This window comes from Caulobacter sp. GW821-FHT10C03 (assembly GCF_059415485.1).
The window spans coordinates 136246-154810 of record NZ_JBWKNI010000011.1; the positions used below are offsets into that span (position 1 = coordinate 136246).

The 18565-nt window shown below is 69.1% G+C and carries 15 protein-coding genes; 9 read left to right on the plus strand and 6 right to left on the minus strand.

Annotation, left to right across the window (positions count from 1 at the left end; translation table 11 throughout):
• The first annotated feature begins 19 nt into the window (after window positions 1-19).
• Together AC07NG_RS15930 and AC07NG_RS15935 are read left to right on the plus strand one after the other, a co-directional pair.
• A complete protein-coding gene (locus tag AC07NG_RS15930) occupies window positions 20-1720 on the plus strand; it encodes an Hsp70 family protein (RefSeq protein ID WP_494595058.1) in 1701 nt (566 codons plus the stop codon).
• Window positions 1717-3492 (plus strand): hypothetical protein, encoded by a 1776-nt coding sequence (locus AC07NG_RS15935; RefSeq protein ID WP_494595059.1) that lies wholly within the window; start codon window positions 1717-1719, stop codon window positions 3490-3492. Before AC07NG_RS15930 ends, AC07NG_RS15935 begins: the two co-directional genes overlap by 4 nt.
• Here the strand turns inward: AC07NG_RS15935 and AC07NG_RS15940 are convergent.
• Entirely contained in the window at window positions 3489-4334 is an 846-nt protein-coding gene (locus tag AC07NG_RS15940) for an enoyl-CoA hydratase-related protein (RefSeq protein WP_494595061.1), read from the minus strand. The two genes, AC07NG_RS15935 and AC07NG_RS15940, sit on opposite strands and share 4 nt — an antisense overlap.
• A gap of 61 nt (window positions 4335-4395) precedes the next feature.
• Entirely contained in the window at window positions 4396-5988 is a 1593-nt protein-coding gene (locus AC07NG_RS15945) for a carboxyl transferase domain-containing protein (RefSeq protein WP_492856918.1), read from the minus strand.
• A 113-nt stretch (window positions 5989-6101) separates the two neighbouring features.
• Between AC07NG_RS15945 and AC07NG_RS15950 the strand changes: the two genes are divergently transcribed.
• Window positions 6102-7835, plus strand: a complete 1734-nt coding sequence (locus tag AC07NG_RS15950) for a patatin-like phospholipase family protein (RefSeq protein WP_494595086.1) — start codon at window positions 6102-6104, stop codon at window positions 7833-7835.
• Between the two features lie 239 nt (window positions 7836-8074).
• On the opposite strand, the gene AC07NG_RS15955 is transcribed toward AC07NG_RS15950, so the two are convergent.
• Window positions 8075-8845, minus strand: a complete 771-nt coding sequence (locus tag AC07NG_RS15955) for a methyltransferase domain-containing protein (protein ID WP_494595063.1) — start codon at window positions 8843-8845, stop codon at window positions 8075-8077.
• A gap of 141 nt (window positions 8846-8986) precedes the next feature.
• Here AC07NG_RS15955 and AC07NG_RS15960 point away from each other — a divergent pair, with 141 nt between their 5' ends.
• Window positions 8987-9139, plus strand: a complete 153-nt coding sequence (locus AC07NG_RS15960; RefSeq protein ID WP_487292438.1) for a hypothetical protein — start codon at window positions 8987-8989, stop codon at window positions 9137-9139.
• Window positions 9140-9227: 88 nt separating this feature from the next.
• Here the strand turns inward: AC07NG_RS15960 and AC07NG_RS15965 are convergent, their stop codons facing one another.
• On the minus strand, window positions 9228-9626 hold the full coding sequence (locus AC07NG_RS15965) for a hypothetical protein (RefSeq protein WP_492856916.1): 399 nt from the start codon (window positions 9624-9626) through the stop codon (window positions 9228-9230).
• A 1326-nt stretch (window positions 9627-10952) separates the two neighbouring features.
• On the opposite strand from AC07NG_RS15965, the gene AC07NG_RS15970 reads away from it, so the two are divergent.
• Window positions 10953-14120 carry a TonB-dependent receptor gene (locus tag AC07NG_RS15970; RefSeq protein ID WP_494595066.1) on the plus strand — a complete coding sequence of 1056 codons (3168 nt, stop codon included), beginning with the start codon at window positions 10953-10955 and terminating at the stop codon, window positions 14118-14120.
• A gap of 68 nt (window positions 14121-14188) precedes the next feature.
• On the opposite strand, the gene AC07NG_RS15975 is transcribed toward AC07NG_RS15970, so the two are convergent.
• Together AC07NG_RS15975 and AC07NG_RS15980 are read right to left on the minus strand one after the other, a co-directional pair.
• Window positions 14189-14350 (minus strand): hypothetical protein, encoded by a 162-nt coding sequence (locus AC07NG_RS15975; RefSeq protein WP_494595068.1) that lies wholly within the window; start codon window positions 14348-14350, stop codon window positions 14189-14191.
• Between the two features lie 72 nt (window positions 14351-14422).
• Window positions 14423-15457, minus strand: coding sequence for a glycine zipper 2TM domain-containing protein (locus AC07NG_RS15980; RefSeq protein ID WP_492856914.1), 1035 nt, complete (start codon window positions 15455-15457; stop codon window positions 14423-14425).
• Window positions 15458-15754: 297 nt separating this feature from the next.
• Here AC07NG_RS15980 and AC07NG_RS15985 point away from each other — a divergent pair, with 297 nt between their 5' ends.
• From AC07NG_RS15985 to AC07NG_RS16000, 4 genes are all read left to right on the plus strand, one after another.
• Window positions 15755-16045 carry a hypothetical protein gene (locus tag AC07NG_RS15985; RefSeq protein WP_494595070.1) on the plus strand — a complete coding sequence of 97 codons (291 nt, stop codon included), beginning with the start codon at window positions 15755-15757 and terminating at the stop codon, window positions 16043-16045.
• Between the two features lie 109 nt (window positions 16046-16154).
• Window positions 16155-16970, plus strand: a complete 816-nt coding sequence (locus AC07NG_RS15990; protein ID WP_494595072.1) for a hypothetical protein — start codon at window positions 16155-16157, stop codon at window positions 16968-16970.
• A 601-nt stretch (window positions 16971-17571) separates the two neighbouring features.
• Window positions 17572-17931: a hypothetical protein gene (locus AC07NG_RS15995; RefSeq protein WP_492856911.1), complete on the plus strand. Its 360-nt coding sequence runs from the start codon at window positions 17572-17574 to the stop codon at window positions 17929-17931.
• A gap of 40 nt (window positions 17932-17971) precedes the next feature.
• Window positions 17972-18502 carry a dihydrofolate reductase family protein gene (locus AC07NG_RS16000; RefSeq protein WP_492856910.1) on the plus strand — a complete coding sequence of 177 codons (531 nt, stop codon included), beginning with the start codon at window positions 17972-17974 and terminating at the stop codon, window positions 18500-18502.
• Window positions 18503-18565 lie beyond the last annotated feature (63 nt).

Below are 18565 nucleotides of genomic sequence, written 5' to 3' on the forward strand. Positions count from 1 at the left end.
GCGTGACGGGGGACGTGGCGTGATCATCGGCATCGATCTGGGAACCACCAACAGCGCCGTGGGCGTCTGGCGGGAGGGCGGGGTCGAACTCGTGCCCAACAGCCTGGGTTCGGTGCTGACGCCGTCGGCGGTGGGCCTGGACGACGACGGCGCCCTGCTGGTCGGCCTGGCCGCCCGCGAGCGCCGCTCGACCCACCCGCACCTGACCGCCACCGCCTTCAAGCGCTACATGGGCACGACCCGCGCCACGCGCCTGGGCAAGCAGTCCTACCTGCCCGAGGAGCTTTCGGCCCTGGTCCTGGCCCGGCTGAAGGCCGACGCCGAGGCCTGGCTGGGCGAGCCGGTGACCGAGGCCGTCATCACCGTGCCGGCCTATTTCAACGACAAGCAGCGCAAGGCCACCCGCCGCGCCGGCGAGCTGGCCGGGCTGAAGGTCGAGCGTCTGCTCAACGAGCCCACCGCCGCGGCCCTCGCCTACGGCATCCACGAACTGGCCGACGAGACCCGCTTCCTGGTGTTCGACCTGGGCGGCGGCACCTTCGACGTCTCGGTGCTGGAGATCTTCGAGGGCGTCATCGAGGTGCGCGCCTCGACCGGCGACAACCGGCTGGGCGGCGAGGACTTCAACAAGGTGCTGGTCGACCGCATGCGCGCCGCCCACCGCGAGGCCCTGGCCGCGGACCTCGCCAGCGAGGCCCTCTCCACCCGCCTGGACGCCGCCGCCGAAAAGGCCCGCCGCGCCCTGACCACCGCCGACCGCGCCGAGATGGCGATCGTCTGGAAGGACCAGCCCTACACCCTGGAAATCACCGCCGAGGACTTCGAGGCCGCCGCGGCGCCGCTGCTGGCCAAGCTGAAGGAGCCGGTGACCCGCGCCCTGCGCGACGGCGGCCTGCGTCCCGACGAGCTGAAGGAGATCGTCCTGGTCGGCGGCGCCACCCGCATGCCGGTGGTGCGCCGCACGGTGACCCGGATGTTCGGCCGTTTTCCCTCGACCGCCGTCCATCCGGACGAGGCCGTGGTGCGGGGCGCGGCCATCCAGGCCGGCCTCAAGAGCCGCGACGCGGCGCTGAAGGACGTGGTCATGACCGACGTCTGCCCCTACTCCCTGGGCGTCGACGTCGCCGAGCACGGCCCGATGGGCTCGATGCGCACCGGCATCTTCTCGCCGGTGATCGAGCGCAACACCGTCGTGCCGGCCAGCCGCATGAAGCTGTTCAGCACCATGCAGGCCGGCCAGCGCAAGGTCGCCTTCGGCATCTACCAGGGCGAGGCCCGGATGGTGGCCGACAACGTCCGCCTGGGCGAGGTAGAGATCGCCGTGCCGCCCGGCCGCGCCGGCGAGGTCCAGATCGAGTGCCGCTTCAGCTACGACGTCAACGGCCTGATCGAGATCGACGTGCTGGTGCCCCAGACCAACGAGCGCCGCCAGCTGGTCATCGTCGACGAGGACGACAAGAACGCCCCCGACCTCGAACAGCGCCGCGCGGCGCTGGCCGCCCTCAAGGTCCACCCGCGCGACGCCGACGCCAACCGCGCCGCCGTGGCTCGCGCCCAACGCTGCTACGAGCTGTTCCTCGGCGACATGCGCGAGCATGTCGGCGCGCTGCTGTCGCGGTTCGAGGGCGTGCTCGACGGCCAGGACCCGCGCCAGATCGAGATCGCTCGCCAGCAGCTCCAGGCCGCCCTGGACGAGATCGAAGGCGAGAGCTTCCTGTGAGCGGCCTCATCCACGACGAGGACGACATCTGGGCGGTGCTCGGCGTCGAGCCGACCCGCGAGCGCGACGTCATCCGCCGCGCCTACGCCCGCAAGCTGCGCGTCACCAATCCCGAGGACGACGCCGAGGCCTTCATGCGCCTGCGCGAGGCCCACGACGAGGCGATTCAGCGCGCCCAGTGGGACTGGATGTGGGACGACGATGAGAGCGAGGACGGCGACGACGAGGCCGCCGACGCGGCGGTCGCCTCTCCCGAGTTCGTCAAGCTGGTCATCGAGGCCGGCGCCCTGACCACGCTGCTCGATGGCCGTCCCGCCGCCCCGGCCGCGCCGCCGCCGCCCCTGCCCGACGCGCCCACGCAGGAGGTCGAGGAACTGCGGGCGAGGCTCGAGCGCCTGGAGGCCCTGCTGGGCGGCCAGGACCGCCCTGCCGCCGCCGAACTGACCGCCGCCTTCCAGGCGGTGCTGAACGCCGAGGCCCTGGACGAGATCGCCGTCGCCGACGCCGTCGAGGCGCGGATCGCCGACCTGCTGCTGCGCGCCGCCCCGCGCTCGGACCCGCTGCTCGCCCCGGCGATCGAGGCCTTCCGCTGGCGACGCACGGACCTGCGCTTCGAGCCCGGCCCGACCGTCCAGGCCGTCATCGAGCGCTGCGACTTCGTCGAAAGCCGCGACCGCATGCTCCAGTTCGACGCCTACGCCCGCCAGGTGATCGAACTTCTGCAAGGCCCGCCGACCGCGAAACCGCCGCTGCTTTGGCGCGTCGATCCCGGGTTCGACCGGGCCATGAAGGACATGCTGGGCCGCATCGGCGCCGACAACGGCGCGCTGATGGCCGACTTCGACGCCGCGACCGTCGCCCTCTGGCGCGAGCGCTATGCAGGTCCCCGCCTGTCGCCGGGCATGGCCGCGGCCGTCGCTTCGGCGGCCCTGCTGGGACCGATCGCCGGCATCTTCCTGGACAAGGGCTGGCCAGGCGTCATCGGCTGCGCCCTGGGCGCGCCGGCGCTCGTTCTCGGCGGCCTCATGGCCTACCTCTTCGGCTATCTGCGCCTGAAGGCGGCATGGACCGCGCACCGCTCGTGGCGGGCCGGCGCCTGGGAGCGGATGGGCTGGTCGCCGGCCAGCCTGCTGCTGATCGCGGCCGCCGCCCTGCTGCCCGGCGGCGAAGTCTCGGCCGCGCTGCTCGCCCTCCCCTGCGCGGCCGTCCTCCTGTGGACCTTCGTGACGACCGACGAGATCGAAGGCGTCGCCAATGCGCTGCACTATCGCCTGCTCGCCCAGGCCATTCCCGTCGCTTGGTGCCTCTCGCTGACGATCTTCGCGCCGACGGCGCTGAAGCCGGCCATGCTGCTGGCGCTGGCGACCGCCGTCACGATCGATTTCCGCGGCGGTGTGGTGACGACCCAGGCCTGGCACCTGGAAATGCGTGAGGTCCCGCGTATCTCCACCGTCCTCGTCATGCTGGCCGCGACCATCGCCGCCATCGTCGCCGCCTGGAACCTGAGCGCCGAGCCTCAGGACTGGGCGCCGCTGTGCGTGGCCATCGTCATGATCCTGGCCGTCGGCCACCGGCCGGCCGTCGCCGCCATCGGCGAGAACCCGCTGAAGATGCGCTACTACGTGATGTTCGCGCTGTTCTGGGCCGGGCGGGTGATCGACATCGGCGACGGCGCCTGGCTGGCCACCAGCGCTGTCTGGATGCTGGGCGGCGTGGCCGTCGGCCTGGGCATGGCCCTCTATGCAGAGGGCCAGCGACAGTCGGCGCCCTAGCCCTCGGCCACCCAGCCAGGCTTCCTCTTGGCCAGGAACGCCCGCACGCCTTCCTGCCCCTCGTCCGAGACCCGGCGGCGGGCGATGCGGCGGGCGCTGTCGTCGATCAGTCCGCGGTCGATCTTCTCGAAGGCGAAGTCGTTGACCAGGGCCTTGGCGTCGCCGATCGCCCCGGGAGCGCAGGGGATGACTTCCTCGATCAGCGCGTCCTGGGCCGCGACCAGCCCCTCGACGTCGTCGAACACCTCGTCGACCAGCCCGTAGCTCCAGGCCGCGTCGGCGTCGAACACCCGGCCGGTGGCGAACAGCAGCTTGGCCGTGCGCGGACCCAGCGCCGCGATGACGTAGGGGCTGATGGTCGCCGGAGTGAGGCCAAGCTTCACCTCCGAGAAGGCGAACTTGGCGTCGGCCGTGGCCAGCGCGTGGTCGCATGCCGCCACCAGACCGGCGCCGCCACCGAAGGCCGCGCCCTCGACCAGGGCCACGGTCAGCGCCGGAATGTCGTGCAGCGCCTTGAGCATATGCGCCAGTTCCAGCGCGTCGGTGCGGTTGTCGTCCTCGCTCCAGTCGGCCGCGGAGGCCATCCATTCCAGGTCGGCGCCGGCGCAGAAGGTCCCGCCCACGCCGCGCAGGAACACCACCCGCACGCCCTCGGCCCCGTGCAGGGTCTCGAAGGCCTGGGCGAGCGCGGCGATGGTCGCCGAATCGAAGGCGTTCTTCTTCTCCGGCCGGTTGATCCACACCGTCACCGCCCCTTCGGGCGTCGAGTCGATATGGACCAGCGGGCTCATGGCGTCGGTGTCCGGCACCTCGACGATCGGGTCGGCGATGGGGTTGGTCATGAGCACGCTCCTTTTGGGGAAGTCTAATGATACGCCTAAGGCCGAGGTTCCGCTTGAACCATCACATCCTGAAGACGCCGAAGGTCGTCTCGGGAATCGGCGCGTTCAGACTGGCCGATATGGCCAGACCCAGCACGTCGCGGGTTTGAGCCGGATCAATGATCCCGTCGTCCCACAGCCGCGAGGTGGCGTGGTACGGGTTGCCCTCGTCCTCATAGCGCTGGCGGATCGGGGCCTTGAAGGCCTCGGCCTCTTCGTCGGTCCAGGTCGCGGCGTCGCGGTGCACCGTGGCCAGCACGCTGGCGGCCTGCTCGCCGCCCATGACCGAGATCCGCGAATTGGGCCAGGTGAACAGGAAACGCGGGGAATAGGCCCGGCCGCACATGCCGTAGTTGCCGGCCCCGAAGCTGCCGCCGATCAGCACCGTGAACTTCGGCACCTCGGCCGAAGCGACAGCCGTCACCAGCTTGGCCCCGTCCTTGGCGATGCCGCCGGCCTCGTACTTGCCGCCGACCATGAAGCCCGAGATGTTCTGCAGGAACACCAGCGGGATCTTCCGCTTGCAGGCCAGCTCGATGAAGTGCGCGCCCTTCAGCGCGCTTTCGGAAAACAGCACGCCGTTGTTGGCCAGGATCGCCACCGGCTGGCCCCAGATCCGCGCGAAGCCGCAGACCAGGGTCGTGCCGTACAGCGCCTTGAACTCGTCGAACACCGAGCCGTCGACGATGCGGGCGATGATCTCGCGCACCTCGTAGGGCGCGCGCACGTCGGTCGGCACGACGCCGTAGATCTCCTGCGGGTCGTACAGCGGCGGCTCGGCGTCGGTGACCACCGCCTCATGCCGCTTCTCGGCGTTGAGGTTGGCGACGATCGAACGAACGATCTCCAGCGCGTGCTCGTCGTCGTCGGCCACGTGATCGACCACGCCCGAACGACGCCCGTGGGTGTCGGCCCCGCCCAGTTCCTCGGCGCTGATCACCTCGCCGGTGGCGGCCTTCACCAGCGGCGGGCCGGCCAGGAAGATGGTGCCCTGCTCGCGCACGATGACGGTCTCGTCGCTCATCGCCGGCACATAGGCCCCGCCGGCCGTGCACGAGCCCATGACGCAGGCGATCTGGGCGATGCCCCTGGCGCTCATCCGGGCCTGGTTGAAGAAGATGCGGCCGAAGTGGTCGCGGTCGGGAAACACCTCGGCCTGGTGGGGCAGGTTCGCGCCGCCGCTGTCGACCAGATAGACGCACGGCAGGCGGTTCTGCTCGGCGATCTCCTGGGCGCGCAGGTGCTTCTTCACCGTCATCGGGAAATAGGCGCCGCCCTTCACCGTGGCGTCGTTGGCGACGATCATCACCTCGCGACCCGACACCCGGCCGATTCCGGCGATGATCCCCGCGCCCGGCGCCTCGCCCTTGTAGAGGTCGAAGGCGGTCAGCTGGCCGATCTCCAGGAACGGCGAGCCGGGGTCGAGCAGACGCTCCACGCGTTCCCGGGGCAGCAGCTTGCCGCGCGCCGTATGCTTCAGGCGCGCGCTCTCGGGGCCGCCCAAGGCCGCCGTCGCGACCCTTTCGCGCAGTTCCTCCGCCAGGGCCGTGTTGTGCGCAGCGTTTTTCGCGAACGAAGCGCTGTTCTTGTCAATAAGCGTGTTCAGCTTCGGCATAAGCGAGGCATAGCCTTTTCCGTTTCCGTCCGAAAGCGGCGATATTTCACCCACATTGGCAAAGCTCGCCGCATCGGTTTAGCGTCCCGTCCGTGGTCACCCTTCCCGACTTCATGGCCGACACGGCCCTGGCCCGGTTGTTCTCGCGCGAGCGGCGCGAGGGCGACGCCGCCTGGTTCTCGTTGCCGGGCGGCTCCCTACTCTATGCGCCGGGCGAGGCCTCCGACCACCTCTACTTCCTGCGCACCGGGCGCCTGGGGGCCTTCCGCCGCGACGAAGGCCAGGAGCCGCAGTTCCTCGGCGTGATCCGCCCGGGCGAGCCGGCCGGCGAGATGGCGATGATCGCCGGCGCCCCGCACTCGGCCCACATGGTCGCCCTGCGCGATTCCGAGATCCTGGCCCTGCCCCGCGCCGCCTTCTTCGAGGCGGTCGAGCAGGACCCCGACGTGATGATCGAGCTGTCGCGGCTGATGATCCGCCGCGCCCGCCAGGCCGGGGCCCACGCCTCCATTGGAGATCCGTCCGTCTACGGATTCATCGCCGCCGGCGACTGCCACGCCATCCGCCCGATCGTCGAGCGCATCGGCCGCTGCATCGCCGCCCTGGGCTACGCCGTCACCGTCGAGGGCGGCGAGAGCCTGCTGGCCCCCACCGAGTGGTTCAGCCGCGTCGAGCGCTCCCACGACTTCGTGCTCTACGTCGCCGAGGCCCACGAAACGGCCTGGAAGCACGTGGTCGGCCGCCAGGTCGACCGGCTGTTCCGCGTCGGCCGCGGCGACCAGGCCCCGCCGCCCGAACCGCCGGCCTACGCCTCGCGCCCGCTGCAGGCCCAGCGGCTGATCGACCTGATCCTGATCCAGCCCCCGAACGCCGAACGCCCGCAGGGCTCGCAGGCCTGGCTGGAGGCCACCGACGCGGCCCGCCTCTTCCACCTGCGCGAAAACCGCCTGGCCGACGTCGAGCGCCTGGCCCGGGTGCTCACCGGCCAGTCGGTGGGCCTGGTGCTCTCCGGCGGCGGCGCGCGGGCCTACGCCCACATCGGCGCCATCCAGGCCCTGCGCGAGCGCGGCGTGCCGATCGACTTCGTCGGCGGCGCCTCGATGGGCGGCATCGTCGCGGCGGGCCTGGCCATGGGCTGGGACGACGGCGAGATGGAGGCCCGCATCCGCAAGGCCTTCGTCGACACCAGCCCGCTCGACGACATCGCCTTCCCCCTGGTCGCCATGACCCGCGGCGAGAAGGTGAAGGCCCGCCTGCACGAGCACTTCGGCGACATCGACATCGCCGACCTGTGGCTGCCGTTCTTCTGCGTCTCGTCGAACCTGACCTCGGGCGCCTACCACCTGCACCGCTCGGGGCCGCTGCACCGGGCCCTGCGCGCCTCGATCTCGCTGCCCGGCGTGCTGCCGCCGGTGGCCGACGGCGACGCGGTGCTGGTCGACGGGGCGGTGATGAAGAACTTCCCGGCCGACGTCATGCGCGCCTTCCAGCTGGGCCCCATCATCGGCGTCGACGTCACCCGCGGCCGCAGCATCACCGCCGCCGACATCGCCCGGCCGCCGTCGCTGTGGAAATGGCTGTTCTCGGGCGAATGGCGCAAGGGCCCGCCGATCGTCGCCCTGCTGATGCGCGCGGCCACCGTCTCCACCGGCCGCGACCTCGCCGCCAGCCGCGAAGCCAGCGACGTCCTGATCACCCCCAAGCTCGACAAGATCGACATCCGCGACTGGAAGGCCTTCGAACCGGCCGTCGCCGCCGGCTTCGAAGCGGCGGCGATGGCGCTCGACAGCCTGGAGGTCCCGGTGGCGGAGCTTCGGCGCAGGAAGAGCCTGGCGGAGATGGAGTAGTTTTGTCGGTCCCTCTCTCTTTGAGAGAGGGAGGGGCCCGCCGCGAAGCGGTGGGAGGGTGAGAGGTTTCACCGTCAGCCGGCAAACCTCGATCCCTTCAACTACGAGCGAGATCCCGCGACAACTGCCGAATACCCGACTAGCCGCGCTCAGTTCGGAAAGAGTGTAACCTCTCACCCTCCCACGCCTTACGGCGCGGGCCCCTCCCTCTCTCTCAGAGAGAGGGACCGAAAAAGCCCCTACCGCCGCGCCACCACGAACAGCCGCGTAAACGGCAGCAGCGTGATCCCATCCGCCCGCTTGGGATAATCCACCGCCAACCGCGTCCGCCAGGCGCTCAGGAACGCCGCCGTCTCGGCGCCGTCCAGCCGCTCCAGATACGGCCGCAGGCTGGTGCCCGAGGTCCAGTCGATGATCGGGTCCTCGCCCTCCAGGGCGTGGACATAGGTCGTCGCCCAGACGTCGAGGTCGGACGCCAGGGGCGAGAGCCAGTCGTGATAGGCGCGGGGGTCGTGACCCGCCCGCACGCCGTCCAGGTCGGCCAGCTTGCCGGCCCACGGCCCGTCGGCGGCGACCTCGCGCAGGCTGCGTCGCCAGCCGGCGTCCTCGACCTGCGGGATCTGGCAGGCCAGCACCCCGCCCGGCGCCAGGCTTTCCAGCAGGCGCGGGAACAGCGTCTCGTGGCCGTCCAGCCACTGCAGGGCGGCGTTGGTGAAGATCAGGTCGGGCGGGATCTCGGGGCGCCACGCATCGATGTCGCCCAGGATCCAGTCGACGTCCGCCCCCTGCCCCTTGGCGCGGGCCAGCATCTCCGGGCTCGAATCCAGGCCGTGGACCACAGCCTCGGGATGCCGCGCGGCCAGCAGGGCGGCGTGCTCGCCGGGGCCGCAGCCCAGGTCCCAGATCTCGCGCGGGGCCAGATCGCGGGGGATCTTCAGCATCAGGTCGAGGGCGGGGCGGTCGCGATAGGCGCGATAGCGGGAATAGACGTCTGGATCCCAGGCGGGCATGGCGCGACTCGCTGCGACAATTCGCGCGCGACCATGACGGCCCGCGACTGTTTTGTCGCATATGAAACTATCTCCGGCGTTCCTATCTTTACCAACAACGGGCGCCGCTACCGGCGCCGTCTTGGACAAGGAACCACCGCCGTGACCCGCATCGCCGCTTCCGCCGCCTCCGCCCAAGCCCAGCGCCCCCGCGCCGTGGCCCTGGCCGCGCGCGTGAACGGCCCCCGGGTGGCGGCGCTGGCGCTCAATCTGGGTCTCTGGTCCCTGATCCTCCTGGCCTGGCGCGCCCTCTAGCCAGCCCCAGGAGGTGCGGCCCCGGATCGTGCATTGTCCCCCCTTTGCGCGGTCCGGGGTTGCTCCCCCCCCTTGTCGACGAAGAAGCCTAGTCGGTGACGACCCTGCGCTCGACGACCCGGCCGTCCGGGCCGAGCCTCAGCACCAGCCATTCGGAATCGATACCGAACAGCCCCCGCTCGTCGCCCAGCCAGTAGACCAGGTCCTGGTCGGCGAAGTAGTCAGTCTTGGTCGGCTCGCCCAGCAGGTCCACGACCTCTCCCCGCGTCCGCCCCTCCAGCCTGTGGGTCAGCAGCAGCGCGCTGACCATGGTGACGCGCTGGTCCATCCGCGCCGGATCCTTCCAGCGCGCCTGGCTGAACAGCCGCACCGGCAGATAGCCCGTCATCCAGGCGCCGGCGGCCGTGACGGCCAGGACCAGGCCGAGGAAGACCCCCAGGCAGCCGTGCAGGACGGGTTTTCGCGGGGCGGGTCGGTTTTCGCTCATGCCCCCGCATAGCACGCGCCTGCGACACCGCGCCTCTTGCCAACCGCCCGCGCGCACCCAAACTTAGTCTTGCGTCAGGGTGTGACGCGCAGCCGAAAGGAGGTGACCCAGTGTCTCATTTGTCGAAAGCGAATGCGCTGGAAAGCTCCGTGAAGATCGAAGGTCTGAACTGACCCCAGCGCTTTAGCGGACAAATGCCGTCTTTCGGTCGTGCATCAGCACAGGCCGACGAGCGGATCGGAAGCCTCGGACCCACGTCCGGGGCTTCTTTCGTTTCAGGCTTCAGGCTTTGAAGGAAATCTGACAGCCCGACACGGGCGTCACGGCCCGCGTCGCGGGCGAAAGTCGAGACTCGCCAGGCGCTTTGACGCCCAGGCGAGCCCCCCCATTGAATGGATCGTCCGCCTCCCTGCGGGACGCGGACGAGGAAGTCGGGCGCGCTCGCAACCCCTTGCGAAACCCGCCCACGCGACAGCGTCGGTTACGGCACAAAAACACAAAGCCGAGAACGCCGTCATTTATCGCTGGTAACAAAAGACCGCTCAAAGACACCAGTGTCGTCACGGGTGGCGTCGGGCCGTGAACTGACCCTGGAAGACGCCGTCGAAACGGACCGGTGGAAAACTTGTCCCTCCCTGCTGCCTACCCCGTACAGCCGGCGGCGAGGGCGGAACGAGCGAAGGGACCAAGCGGGCGGATTGCCATCTTCTGTCGTCTCCTCTCGATCCGATCTTGTCGTCGGCCGGGCGCGCGGACGCGCCGAATGTCGACACGATGAGCAGGATTAGCGCCAAAATCAAGCACTAATCCCGATTGTTGCGAGAGCATTCCACCATGTGGGAACACAGTGCTTTAATTGTCACATAATTACGGGCAGCCCCCGACTCGGTGGGAAATTATCTCCGCGACGTTGACTCTTTGCGTCAGCTTGGAAATGGATGGATCGCGCCCGTAGCAGAGACCAAAGGTCCGCGACGAGCGACAGACCGCCTCATAGAAGCGACGCCGCGTGTACGCTCACGCCAGGCTCGCACCGGATCGAGAAAGACAAGCGACACGGGACCGCCATCGGCGTCCGTCGTCGCCAGGCAGGCCCCACCCCGTGCTCGCCGCCAGGACGTCTGCCCGCGCATGCCGCCGGGCGCCGCCTCTCGTTCCCCTCCCATCGCCGCGGCCAAGGCCCGGACGCCTCCGATTCGACTGCCGGTCATCGTCGGACGCGCCCATCGCCCTGGCCTCCATCTCAGCAAATCGGCCGGCCGCGCCGCATGGCGCCGCACGGCCCGAAAGACAGGGCGGAAACGCCCTCGCACTTGGAGGAATACTATGAAGGTCGACAGCAAGATCCGGCGCGAAGCCGGGCTGATGCGCACCACGGGGATGACCGCCATCCTGCTGATGATCGGCGGCGGCGCCGCCTTCGCCCAGACGGCCCCCGCGCCGGCGCCCGCCCAGGCCGCGCCCACGTCTTCTGCTGACTCCAACGTCGAGAACGCCGTCGAGGAGATCGTCGTCGTCGGCACCCGCGCCAGCCTGCAGTCGGCCATGAGCCGCAAGAAGCGCGCCGGCACCGTCTCCGACTCGATCGTCGCCGAAGACATCGGCGCCTTCCCCGACAAGAACGTCGGCGAGGCCCTCGGCCGCGTCACGGGCGTGCAGCTGGCCCGCGACTTCGGTGAAGGCAACGCCGTCTCCATCCGCGGCGTCGAGCCCGACCTCAACCGCGTCGAGATCAACGGCGTCAGCGCCCTGTCGACCGCCAGCAACCTGTCGGTCTACGGCGGCGGCGGCCGCTCGAACGACTTCCGCGAACTGCCGTCGGAAATGGTCAAGTCGATCGACGTCTTCAAAGGCTTCACCGCCGACATGACCGAAGGCGGCGTCGGCGGCACGGTCTCGGTGACCACCCGCAAGCCGCTGGACTTCAAGAAGCCGACCCTGTCGTTCACCGCCTCGGCGCAGAACCTCGACACCCTGCCCGGCTGGAAGCCGCGCACCAGCGTGTTCGGCGCCACCCAGCTGTTCGACGGCCGCCTGGGCCTGATGGGCAACGTCAACTACGACCGCGTCCTGACCCGCGGCGACTTCGTCGACAACAACGCCTGGGCCCTGCTCGGCGACTTCGACAACTCGGCTGAAAAGACCCTCGACTACTACAGCCAGACCTATGGCCGGGCCGTCAGCGACTACATCGCCGGCATCCAGACCGAGGCCGGCTGCGCCACCGCCGTCACGCCCGACGCCTCGCTGCTGACCACCGCCCAGACCCGCACCGCCTGCGAAAGCCAGTGGTACGACTACAGCCCGCGCGTGCCGCGCTACCGCGTCTGGACCCGCGACGACACCCGCACCTCGGCCGAGTTCACGGCCCAGTACAAGTTCACCGACAACCTGAGCGCCTTCGTCACCTACCAGAAGAACAAGCGCGAACAGGTTCTCAACGACATCAACTACGGCACGGGCCTGACCAACCTCGACCCGCTGAACCGTTCGGCCAACAGCTGCGCCCGCGTCACCGCGGCCACCGCCCAGAACGTCCCGGGCGTGAAGGTCGACGCCAACCACAACGTCACCGAATACGTCGTCGGCGACTGCCTCACGACGGCCAACCGCGGCGGCAACAACGCCTTCAGCATCTCGTCGCGCGACTTCAAGCAGACCAACGATTCCGACTACATCACCTTCGGCGCCAACTTCCAGAACGACCGCTGGAAGATCGATTTCGTCGGCGCCCGCGGCAAGACCAAGACCCTCAACCTGACCAACAACGCCTCGGTGTCATTCAACACCCCGGGCCTGAAGGTCACCGTCGATCCGAACAACGACTCGGTTCCGGTGTTCACCTTCGCCCAGGGCTTCAGCCCGGCCGACGCCGCCGCCGTCAACCAGTGGCAGATCCAGTACCGTCCGTCGGACTCCAAGAACTCCGAGGACCAGTACAAGATCGACTTCGAATACCGCGCCGACCTGCCGTTCCTGAAGAGCGTCAAGTTCGGCGGCCGCTATTCGAACGCCGAGACGGGCGGCTACGGCTACGGCGGCTTCATCGTCAGCGGCGGCGCCAACCTGGCCAGCGCGCTCGACGACACGGTGATCTACGCCAACTCGGTCAACTCGACCGCCACCGTGGTCAACGGCCAGGCCGCAGACCAGACCGCCGCGATCCTGGGCAACGCCTACCAGACCACCTACTGGAACTCGACCGAGACCTGGTCGCGCGCCTTCTCGAACGCCCTGTTCGCCCAGGCCATGGTCGACCTGCCGGACAACTTCTACTACGGGGGCTCGGGCCTGCCGAACAGCTGGAAGTATCCGTCGTTCAAGGCGATCTCCCAGTACCTGGATACGTCGCACTTCAACCTGGACAACCTGTACACGACCACCGGCAACGACGGTAAGACGTACAACCAGATCCCGTACGCCGTCACCGAGAAGAGCGACGCCCAGTACATCCGTCTGGACTACGGCTTCCCGCTGCTGGGCCGCGACATCATCGGCAACTTCGGCGTCCGCCGCGTCCACACCCAGACGACGGCCGCCGGCCAGTACACCCGTCGCGAGACCCGCCTGGTCAACGGCGTGGCCTCGACCGCCGTGGTGGCCAACACCCTGACGTCGATGACCAAGGACTACACGGTCTATCTGCCCAGCTTCAACATCCAGGGCTGGCTGATCGACAACCGTCTGAGCGCGCGCTTCGGCTTCGCCCAACTGATGGCCCGCCCGCTGGTCAACTACCTGATGCCCAGCATGACCTGCACCATCAACTACACCAACGACGGCACCTCCGACGACGGTCCCGACAGCTGCGACGCCGGTAACCCGGCGCTGAAGCCCTATCGCGCCAACCAGTACGACCTGTCGTTCGAATGGTACCCCGATAGCGACACCCAGCTGTCGGCCGGCTTCTTCTACAAGGACATCCGTTCGTTCTACCTGTCCTCGCGCTCGAACCTGGGCCAGCAGGACGTGTTCGGCGACGGCACCCTGTACTTCTACAACACCTATGTGAACGGCGACGGCGCCAAGATCTCGGGCGTCGAACTGACGGCCAAGACCGCCTTCACCTGGCTGCCGGGTCTGCTGTCGGGCCTCGGCGCCGACGTCAACTACACCTACCAGAAGGCCTCCGACGTGGGCGTCTTCAGCGGCGTCGACGGCTCGGCCCTGCCTTATCCTGGCCTGTCGAAGAGCAGCTACAACGCCACCCTGTGGTACGAGAAGGGCCCGATCAGCGCCCGCCTCGCCTACAACTACCGCTCGGGCTACCTGCTCACCGCCTCCGACACCCTCGGCCAGCCGGTGTTCAAGGACGCCACGGGCTATCTCGACGGCAAGTTCACCTGGCGTCCGGGCCCGCAGGGCCTGTCGCTCTTCGTCGAGGGCAAGAACCTGACCAAGGAAGACGAATCCAGCTGGGCCGGCGACACCCGCCTGATCAACAGCAACTACTCGGGCCGCCGCTTCTTCGTCGGCGCCTCGTACAAGTACTGAGAAGCGTGGCAGCCGAAAGTGTAAGCGGTTTCGGCGCCTGCCACGCGCCAACATTAAAATGGGCGAATTCACGCTCGGCGTGAAGGGCCGCTCCGGGAAACCGGGGCGGCCTTTTCTTTGGTCCGGATGCGAACGGCGACGGGGCGCGGCCCGGCGAACAGGCGGAAGGCCAGGAGCAAGGCGAACGCCGTCGCCACGCAGGCGGCGGCGGTGATGAACAGGAAGGTCATGAAGGGCCTTTCTTGATGCGGTCGGGCGCCCGCGCCGTCTTGGCGGGACGCCCGGCCTGACGACCCGAAGGCCTAGCGGTCGTCGCGAACGTCGCCGCTGATGCTGTCGCTAAGCCGATCCAGCCGCGCGGTGATGATCGCCCTGCCCTTGGGACCCAACGCGCCCTGGCGGGTGCGCAGCGACTGTTCCTGTCGCTCGATCGCGGCCAGGGTCCGCGTCGCCTGGCGCGCCTCGCCCCGGCTCAGACGGCCGCTATAGGCGCCGCGGTTGATGCGTTCGGCCAGTTGGGCCTGGCGGTCGTCGATGCTCAGCGGGCGCCCATCCATGGAATACCGGCCGCTGGGATATTGGCCGGCGGGATAGTCGACGCGCCGGGCGCGCCCGTCCGTCGAGATCCAGGCGCCGCGAGCGTCGTAGTAGCCGACCGTCTCGCCGCGCACCCAGCGCCCCCTGTCGTAGTAGCCGGGCTGGGGATCGGCGATCCAGGCGCCGCTGGCGTCACGCCGTCCGCTCGCCTGACCGGCCATCCAGCGCCCATCGGCGTCGTAGCGGCCCGTCGCGGGGCCTGAAATCCAACGCCCGGAGCGGTCGTAATAGCCCGAGGCCGTCGCATCGACCCACTGGCCGCCCCGGCCGTAATAGCCTTGGGCCGAAGCGGGCGCCCACAGGCCGTCGGCGTAGTAGCCGGCGGCCTCGGCGTCGGCGCTCGCCTGCACCCATCGCCCGTTCTCGGCGTAATAGCCGCGCGGGGCGCCCGCGACCCATTCGCCGCTGCGGTCGAAATAGCCGGCGGCCTGGCCGCGAGCGACGGCGTTGGCGTGCCACGCGCCTTGATTGTCGTAGTAGCCGTAGGCCCGGGCGCAGTCCGCTCCGCCCTTGGCCATCTGGTTGCCGATCAGCGCGCCGGCGACGCCGCCGATCACCGCGCCCTTGCCGCGATCGTCGCGGCCCGCCACGGCCGCGCCCGCCACCGCGCCGAGACCGGCGCCGGCGACCGTTCCGGCCACGCGACTGCTCTGCCGCTGCTCGCAGGTCTGTTGAGCGAGCGCGACGGTGGGGATCAAGGCCGCGGCGCAGGCGCCGGCGACCAGAGTTTGAATGCGCATTGTATGGGGTTCCTTGGGATGAGACATGCTCTTCCCGACAGCCCCATATGGTTATGCGCCCCACAATATTCAATGCTGCGCAGAAATTATTCTGCAAATATTATATAGCTTCACCTTGGATATAAGACATTTGAAAATATTCACCTACAGAACACGAACGAGAATTTTCTGTAACGCCGCCATTGTCTTTATCTATTTTATGGAAAAACGGCTGAACCATCGCCGTGTTCGCACGCTCTTCAATAGGCGCCTTATAGGCGCCCAACCCGATGCGAGCCTCACGCGAAAGGATGCGCCATGCCGGCCTTCGAAGAGTCGCTTGAAGTCGTCCTCGGCTATCTCGACCATCCTCCGATCGAGGGAACGCTGGAGGACGCCGCCTTCCTGGCCGCGCTGGACCATGTCCTGACAGCGTCCATCCCAGAGGACGACGAGGATGCCGAAGACATCCTCCCCCTGGACGACGACCTGCGCTCGCGGCTCGAAGCGGCGGCCCATCGCCGCCACGCGTCCCATCCGTTCGGCGAGCATCCCGGCGGCATCGGCCCGACGCTGGGCATGGACCTGCGCCTCAAGCGTCCGCATTAGCGGCCAACAACCGCCAAGCCGCGACCACATACGCTCGGGAATAAACGCCCGATTGGCAGAACGCCGGTTTCCGAATAGCCTCGCCTGCAGGTTCGGAAGGGGGCTTTCGATGCCGTATCGGCGCGCGCACTTCTACGTCCTGGCGATCTTCCCGCTGGCGGTGCTGGCCTTCTGGCCGACCTACCTGTCGCAGGTCTCCACGGCCTCGATCGATCTCCACGCCCATGGGATCACCGCCACCTTGTGGCTATGCCTGCTGGTCGCCCAGAGCGCCCTGATCCATGGCGGAAACCGCGCCACGCACCGCACCCTCGGCTTCTGCAGCCTGGCCCTCTTCCCGTTGTTCCTGGCTGGCGGCTCGGGGATCTTCCTGGGCATGGCCCGCCGCCTGGTCGCCAACGTCTCGCCGTTCTACGACCTCTACGCCGCGCGCCTGGCCTGGCTCGACATCGTCGCCGTCGCCGGCTTCGCCTGGTTCTACCACCAGGCCCTCGCCCGCAGGCGCACGATCGGCCCCCACGCCGGCTACATGCTGGCCACCAGCATCTTCCTGCTGCCGCCGATCCTGGGCCGCCTGGCGCCGATCCTGCCGCCCCTGGCCATCGCCGGCCCGCAGGACTTCTGGAAGCTGGACGTCGGCTTCCAGCTGGCCAACGCGGTCACCGCCGCCATCGCCCTGGTCGTCGCCGTCCGCGCCGGGCGCGACGGCCGCCCCTTCGTGCTCGCCGCCCTGCTGACCGCGCTCGGCGCCGTGCTCTTCCAGTTCGCCGGCCCGCTGCCGGCCTGGCGCGCCCTCTTCGTCCGCGCCGCCGACCTGCCGCCCCTGCCCTTCGCCCTGGCCGCCGCCATCGCCGGTTGCGTCGTCGCCTACGCCGGCTGGCGGGCGGGAGAGGACGCCCTGCCCAAGGCCGCCGCGGCGGCTTGAGGTTCCCTCCCCCGTAAAATCCCCGCGAAAGCGGGGACCCAGGTGTTTTATCGTCGAGCGCCGCACGTTTCAGAAAAAGCCTGGGTCCCCGCTTTCGCGGGGATTTTACGGACGGAGAGAGCGGTATCCCCGCCTCTCCCGCTCACAACCCCTTGAAATCCCTACGCCCGACGTCCCTCCATCCGACGCCGCTCAGGCCGGCGCATAATCACCAGGTCTCGAGGCGATGGGGAGGGCGCGCGGCCAGCGACCTTCGCGGCTTCGGGATGCGATCGAGCGGGACTGGGGCGGATTGGGAAGATCCGTCGCGTCCGGGGACCTGGCGCTGGCCAGGCCCGCCCGCCGTCGGCTTGGGCGAGGATTACAGAGCACCCCTCTCCTCGTCGCCGTCCGACAGGGAAACCTCGAAGGCGGTCCTGGTAAGGCGTTAAGAGCGCCGCCGCCCGGGAAGCCGGCAGCCAAACGACCGCGCGGAGCGTCTAGGCTTCGTCGAAACGGTACACACAACAGCACCTCCGGGCGTCGCCCGGGCGCTCCGCCCCCTCCCCGCCCCGCGCGCCGTTCCGGTCCGCGGCCGTCGACGCATGTCAGGAGCAGATCCATGGCCAGGCCCAGGTCGAGAGCCCAGCCCCGCCGCGAGCGGAGCAGTTTCGTCCACACCCCGTTCTTCCAGCTGCCCGCGGAGCGGCGGCGCGAGATTGATGACGTCCTCCACGCTATCCGGATGGAGGTCGCCGCCTGGCGCGTCGAGCACGGCATACCCGAAGAGAGCAAGATCACCCTCAGGCAGATGCCGGACAGCGTGCTGGACAAGATCCACTCGATCCTGCCGTGGTTCATCGAGAAAATGATCTGGAACACCGGCGGCGATCCGCGTCGCGAAGGCCTGCTCGCGCCGTTCTGGCCGCGCGAGAAATCACCGCCTCGCCCCAACTGGTGCCCGCCTGCGCGGCCGCGCTAGACTGGGTGCGTCAGCAGCCCTCGGCAGGGAGATCCGCGGCATGGCCAGGCTCGTCTTCGGCATGAACCAGTCGCTCGACGGCTATGTCGACCACACGGGGTTCGCGCCCGGCCCCGTGCTCTTCCGCCACTTCATCGACCAGGCCCGCGAGCAGGCGGGCAGCGTCTACGGCCGCCGCCTCTACGAGATCATGGCCTACTGGGACGAGGAGCAGCCCGACTGGGGCGCGCCCGAACGCGAGTTCGCCCAGGCCTGGCGCGCCCAGCACAAATGGGTCGCCTCCCGCACCCTGACCTCGGTCGGCCCCAACGCCACGCTGATCCAGGGCGACCTGGCGACCGCGATCGCCGACCTCAAGGCCCGGGTCGACGGCGAGATCGAGGTCGGCGGCCCGAACCTGGCGCGCAGCCTCACCGACCTTGGCCTGATCGACGCCTACCGGATCTACCTGCACCCCGTCGTGCTGGGCGCCGGCACGCCCTACTTCGCCGCCGCCCGCCCCCGCCTGCGCCTCGTGGCGACAGACCGCATCGACGACGACGTGATCCGGCTGACCTACGAGCCGGCCTAAGAGATCCTCCCCCTCTGGGGGAGGTGGCCCGGAGGGCCGGAGGGGGGACGTTTTCAGCTTCCG

Excerpts from the sequence above, each read along its gene's own strand:
- AC07NG_RS15975 (WP_494595068.1), bottom strand. The coding sequence starts at position 14,350 with ATGACCTTCCTGTTCATCACCGCCGCCGCCTGCGTGGCGACGGCGTTC.
- AC07NG_RS15945 (WP_492856918.1), bottom strand. The coding sequence starts at position 5,988 with ATGCCGAAGCTGAACACGCTTATTGACAAGAACAGCGCTTCGTTCGCG.
- AC07NG_RS15985 (WP_494595070.1), top strand. The coding sequence starts at position 15,755 with ATGCCGGCCTTCGAAGAGTCGCTTGAAGTCGTCCTCGGCTATCTCGAC.
- AC07NG_RS15995 (WP_492856911.1), top strand. The coding sequence starts at position 17,572 with ATGGCCAGGCCCAGGTCGAGAGCCCAGCCCCGCCGCGAGCGGAGCAGT.
- AC07NG_RS15955 (WP_494595063.1), bottom strand. The coding sequence starts at position 8,845 with ATGCCCGCCTGGGATCCAGACGTCTATTCCCGCTATCGCGCCTATCGC.
- AC07NG_RS15940 (WP_494595061.1), bottom strand. The coding sequence starts at position 4,334 with ATGACCAACCCCATCGCCGACCCGATCGTCGAGGTGCCGGACACCGAC.
- AC07NG_RS15950 (WP_494595086.1), top strand. The coding sequence starts at position 6,102 with ATGGCCGACACGGCCCTGGCCCGGTTGTTCTCGCGCGAGCGGCGCGAG.
- AC07NG_RS15990 (WP_494595072.1), top strand. The coding sequence starts at position 16,155 with ATGCCGTATCGGCGCGCGCACTTCTACGTCCTGGCGATCTTCCCGCTG.
- AC07NG_RS15965 (WP_492856916.1), bottom strand. The coding sequence starts at position 9,626 with ATGAGCGAAAACCGACCCGCCCCGCGAAAACCCGTCCTGCACGGCTGC.
- AC07NG_RS16000 (WP_492856910.1), top strand. The coding sequence starts at position 17,972 with ATGGCCAGGCTCGTCTTCGGCATGAACCAGTCGCTCGACGGCTATGTC.
- AC07NG_RS15970 (WP_494595066.1), top strand. The coding sequence starts at position 10,953 with ATGAAGGTCGACAGCAAGATCCGGCGCGAAGCCGGGCTGATGCGCACC.
- AC07NG_RS15980 (WP_492856914.1), bottom strand. The coding sequence starts at position 15,457 with ATGCGCATTCAAACTCTGGTCGCCGGCGCCTGCGCCGCGGCCTTGATC.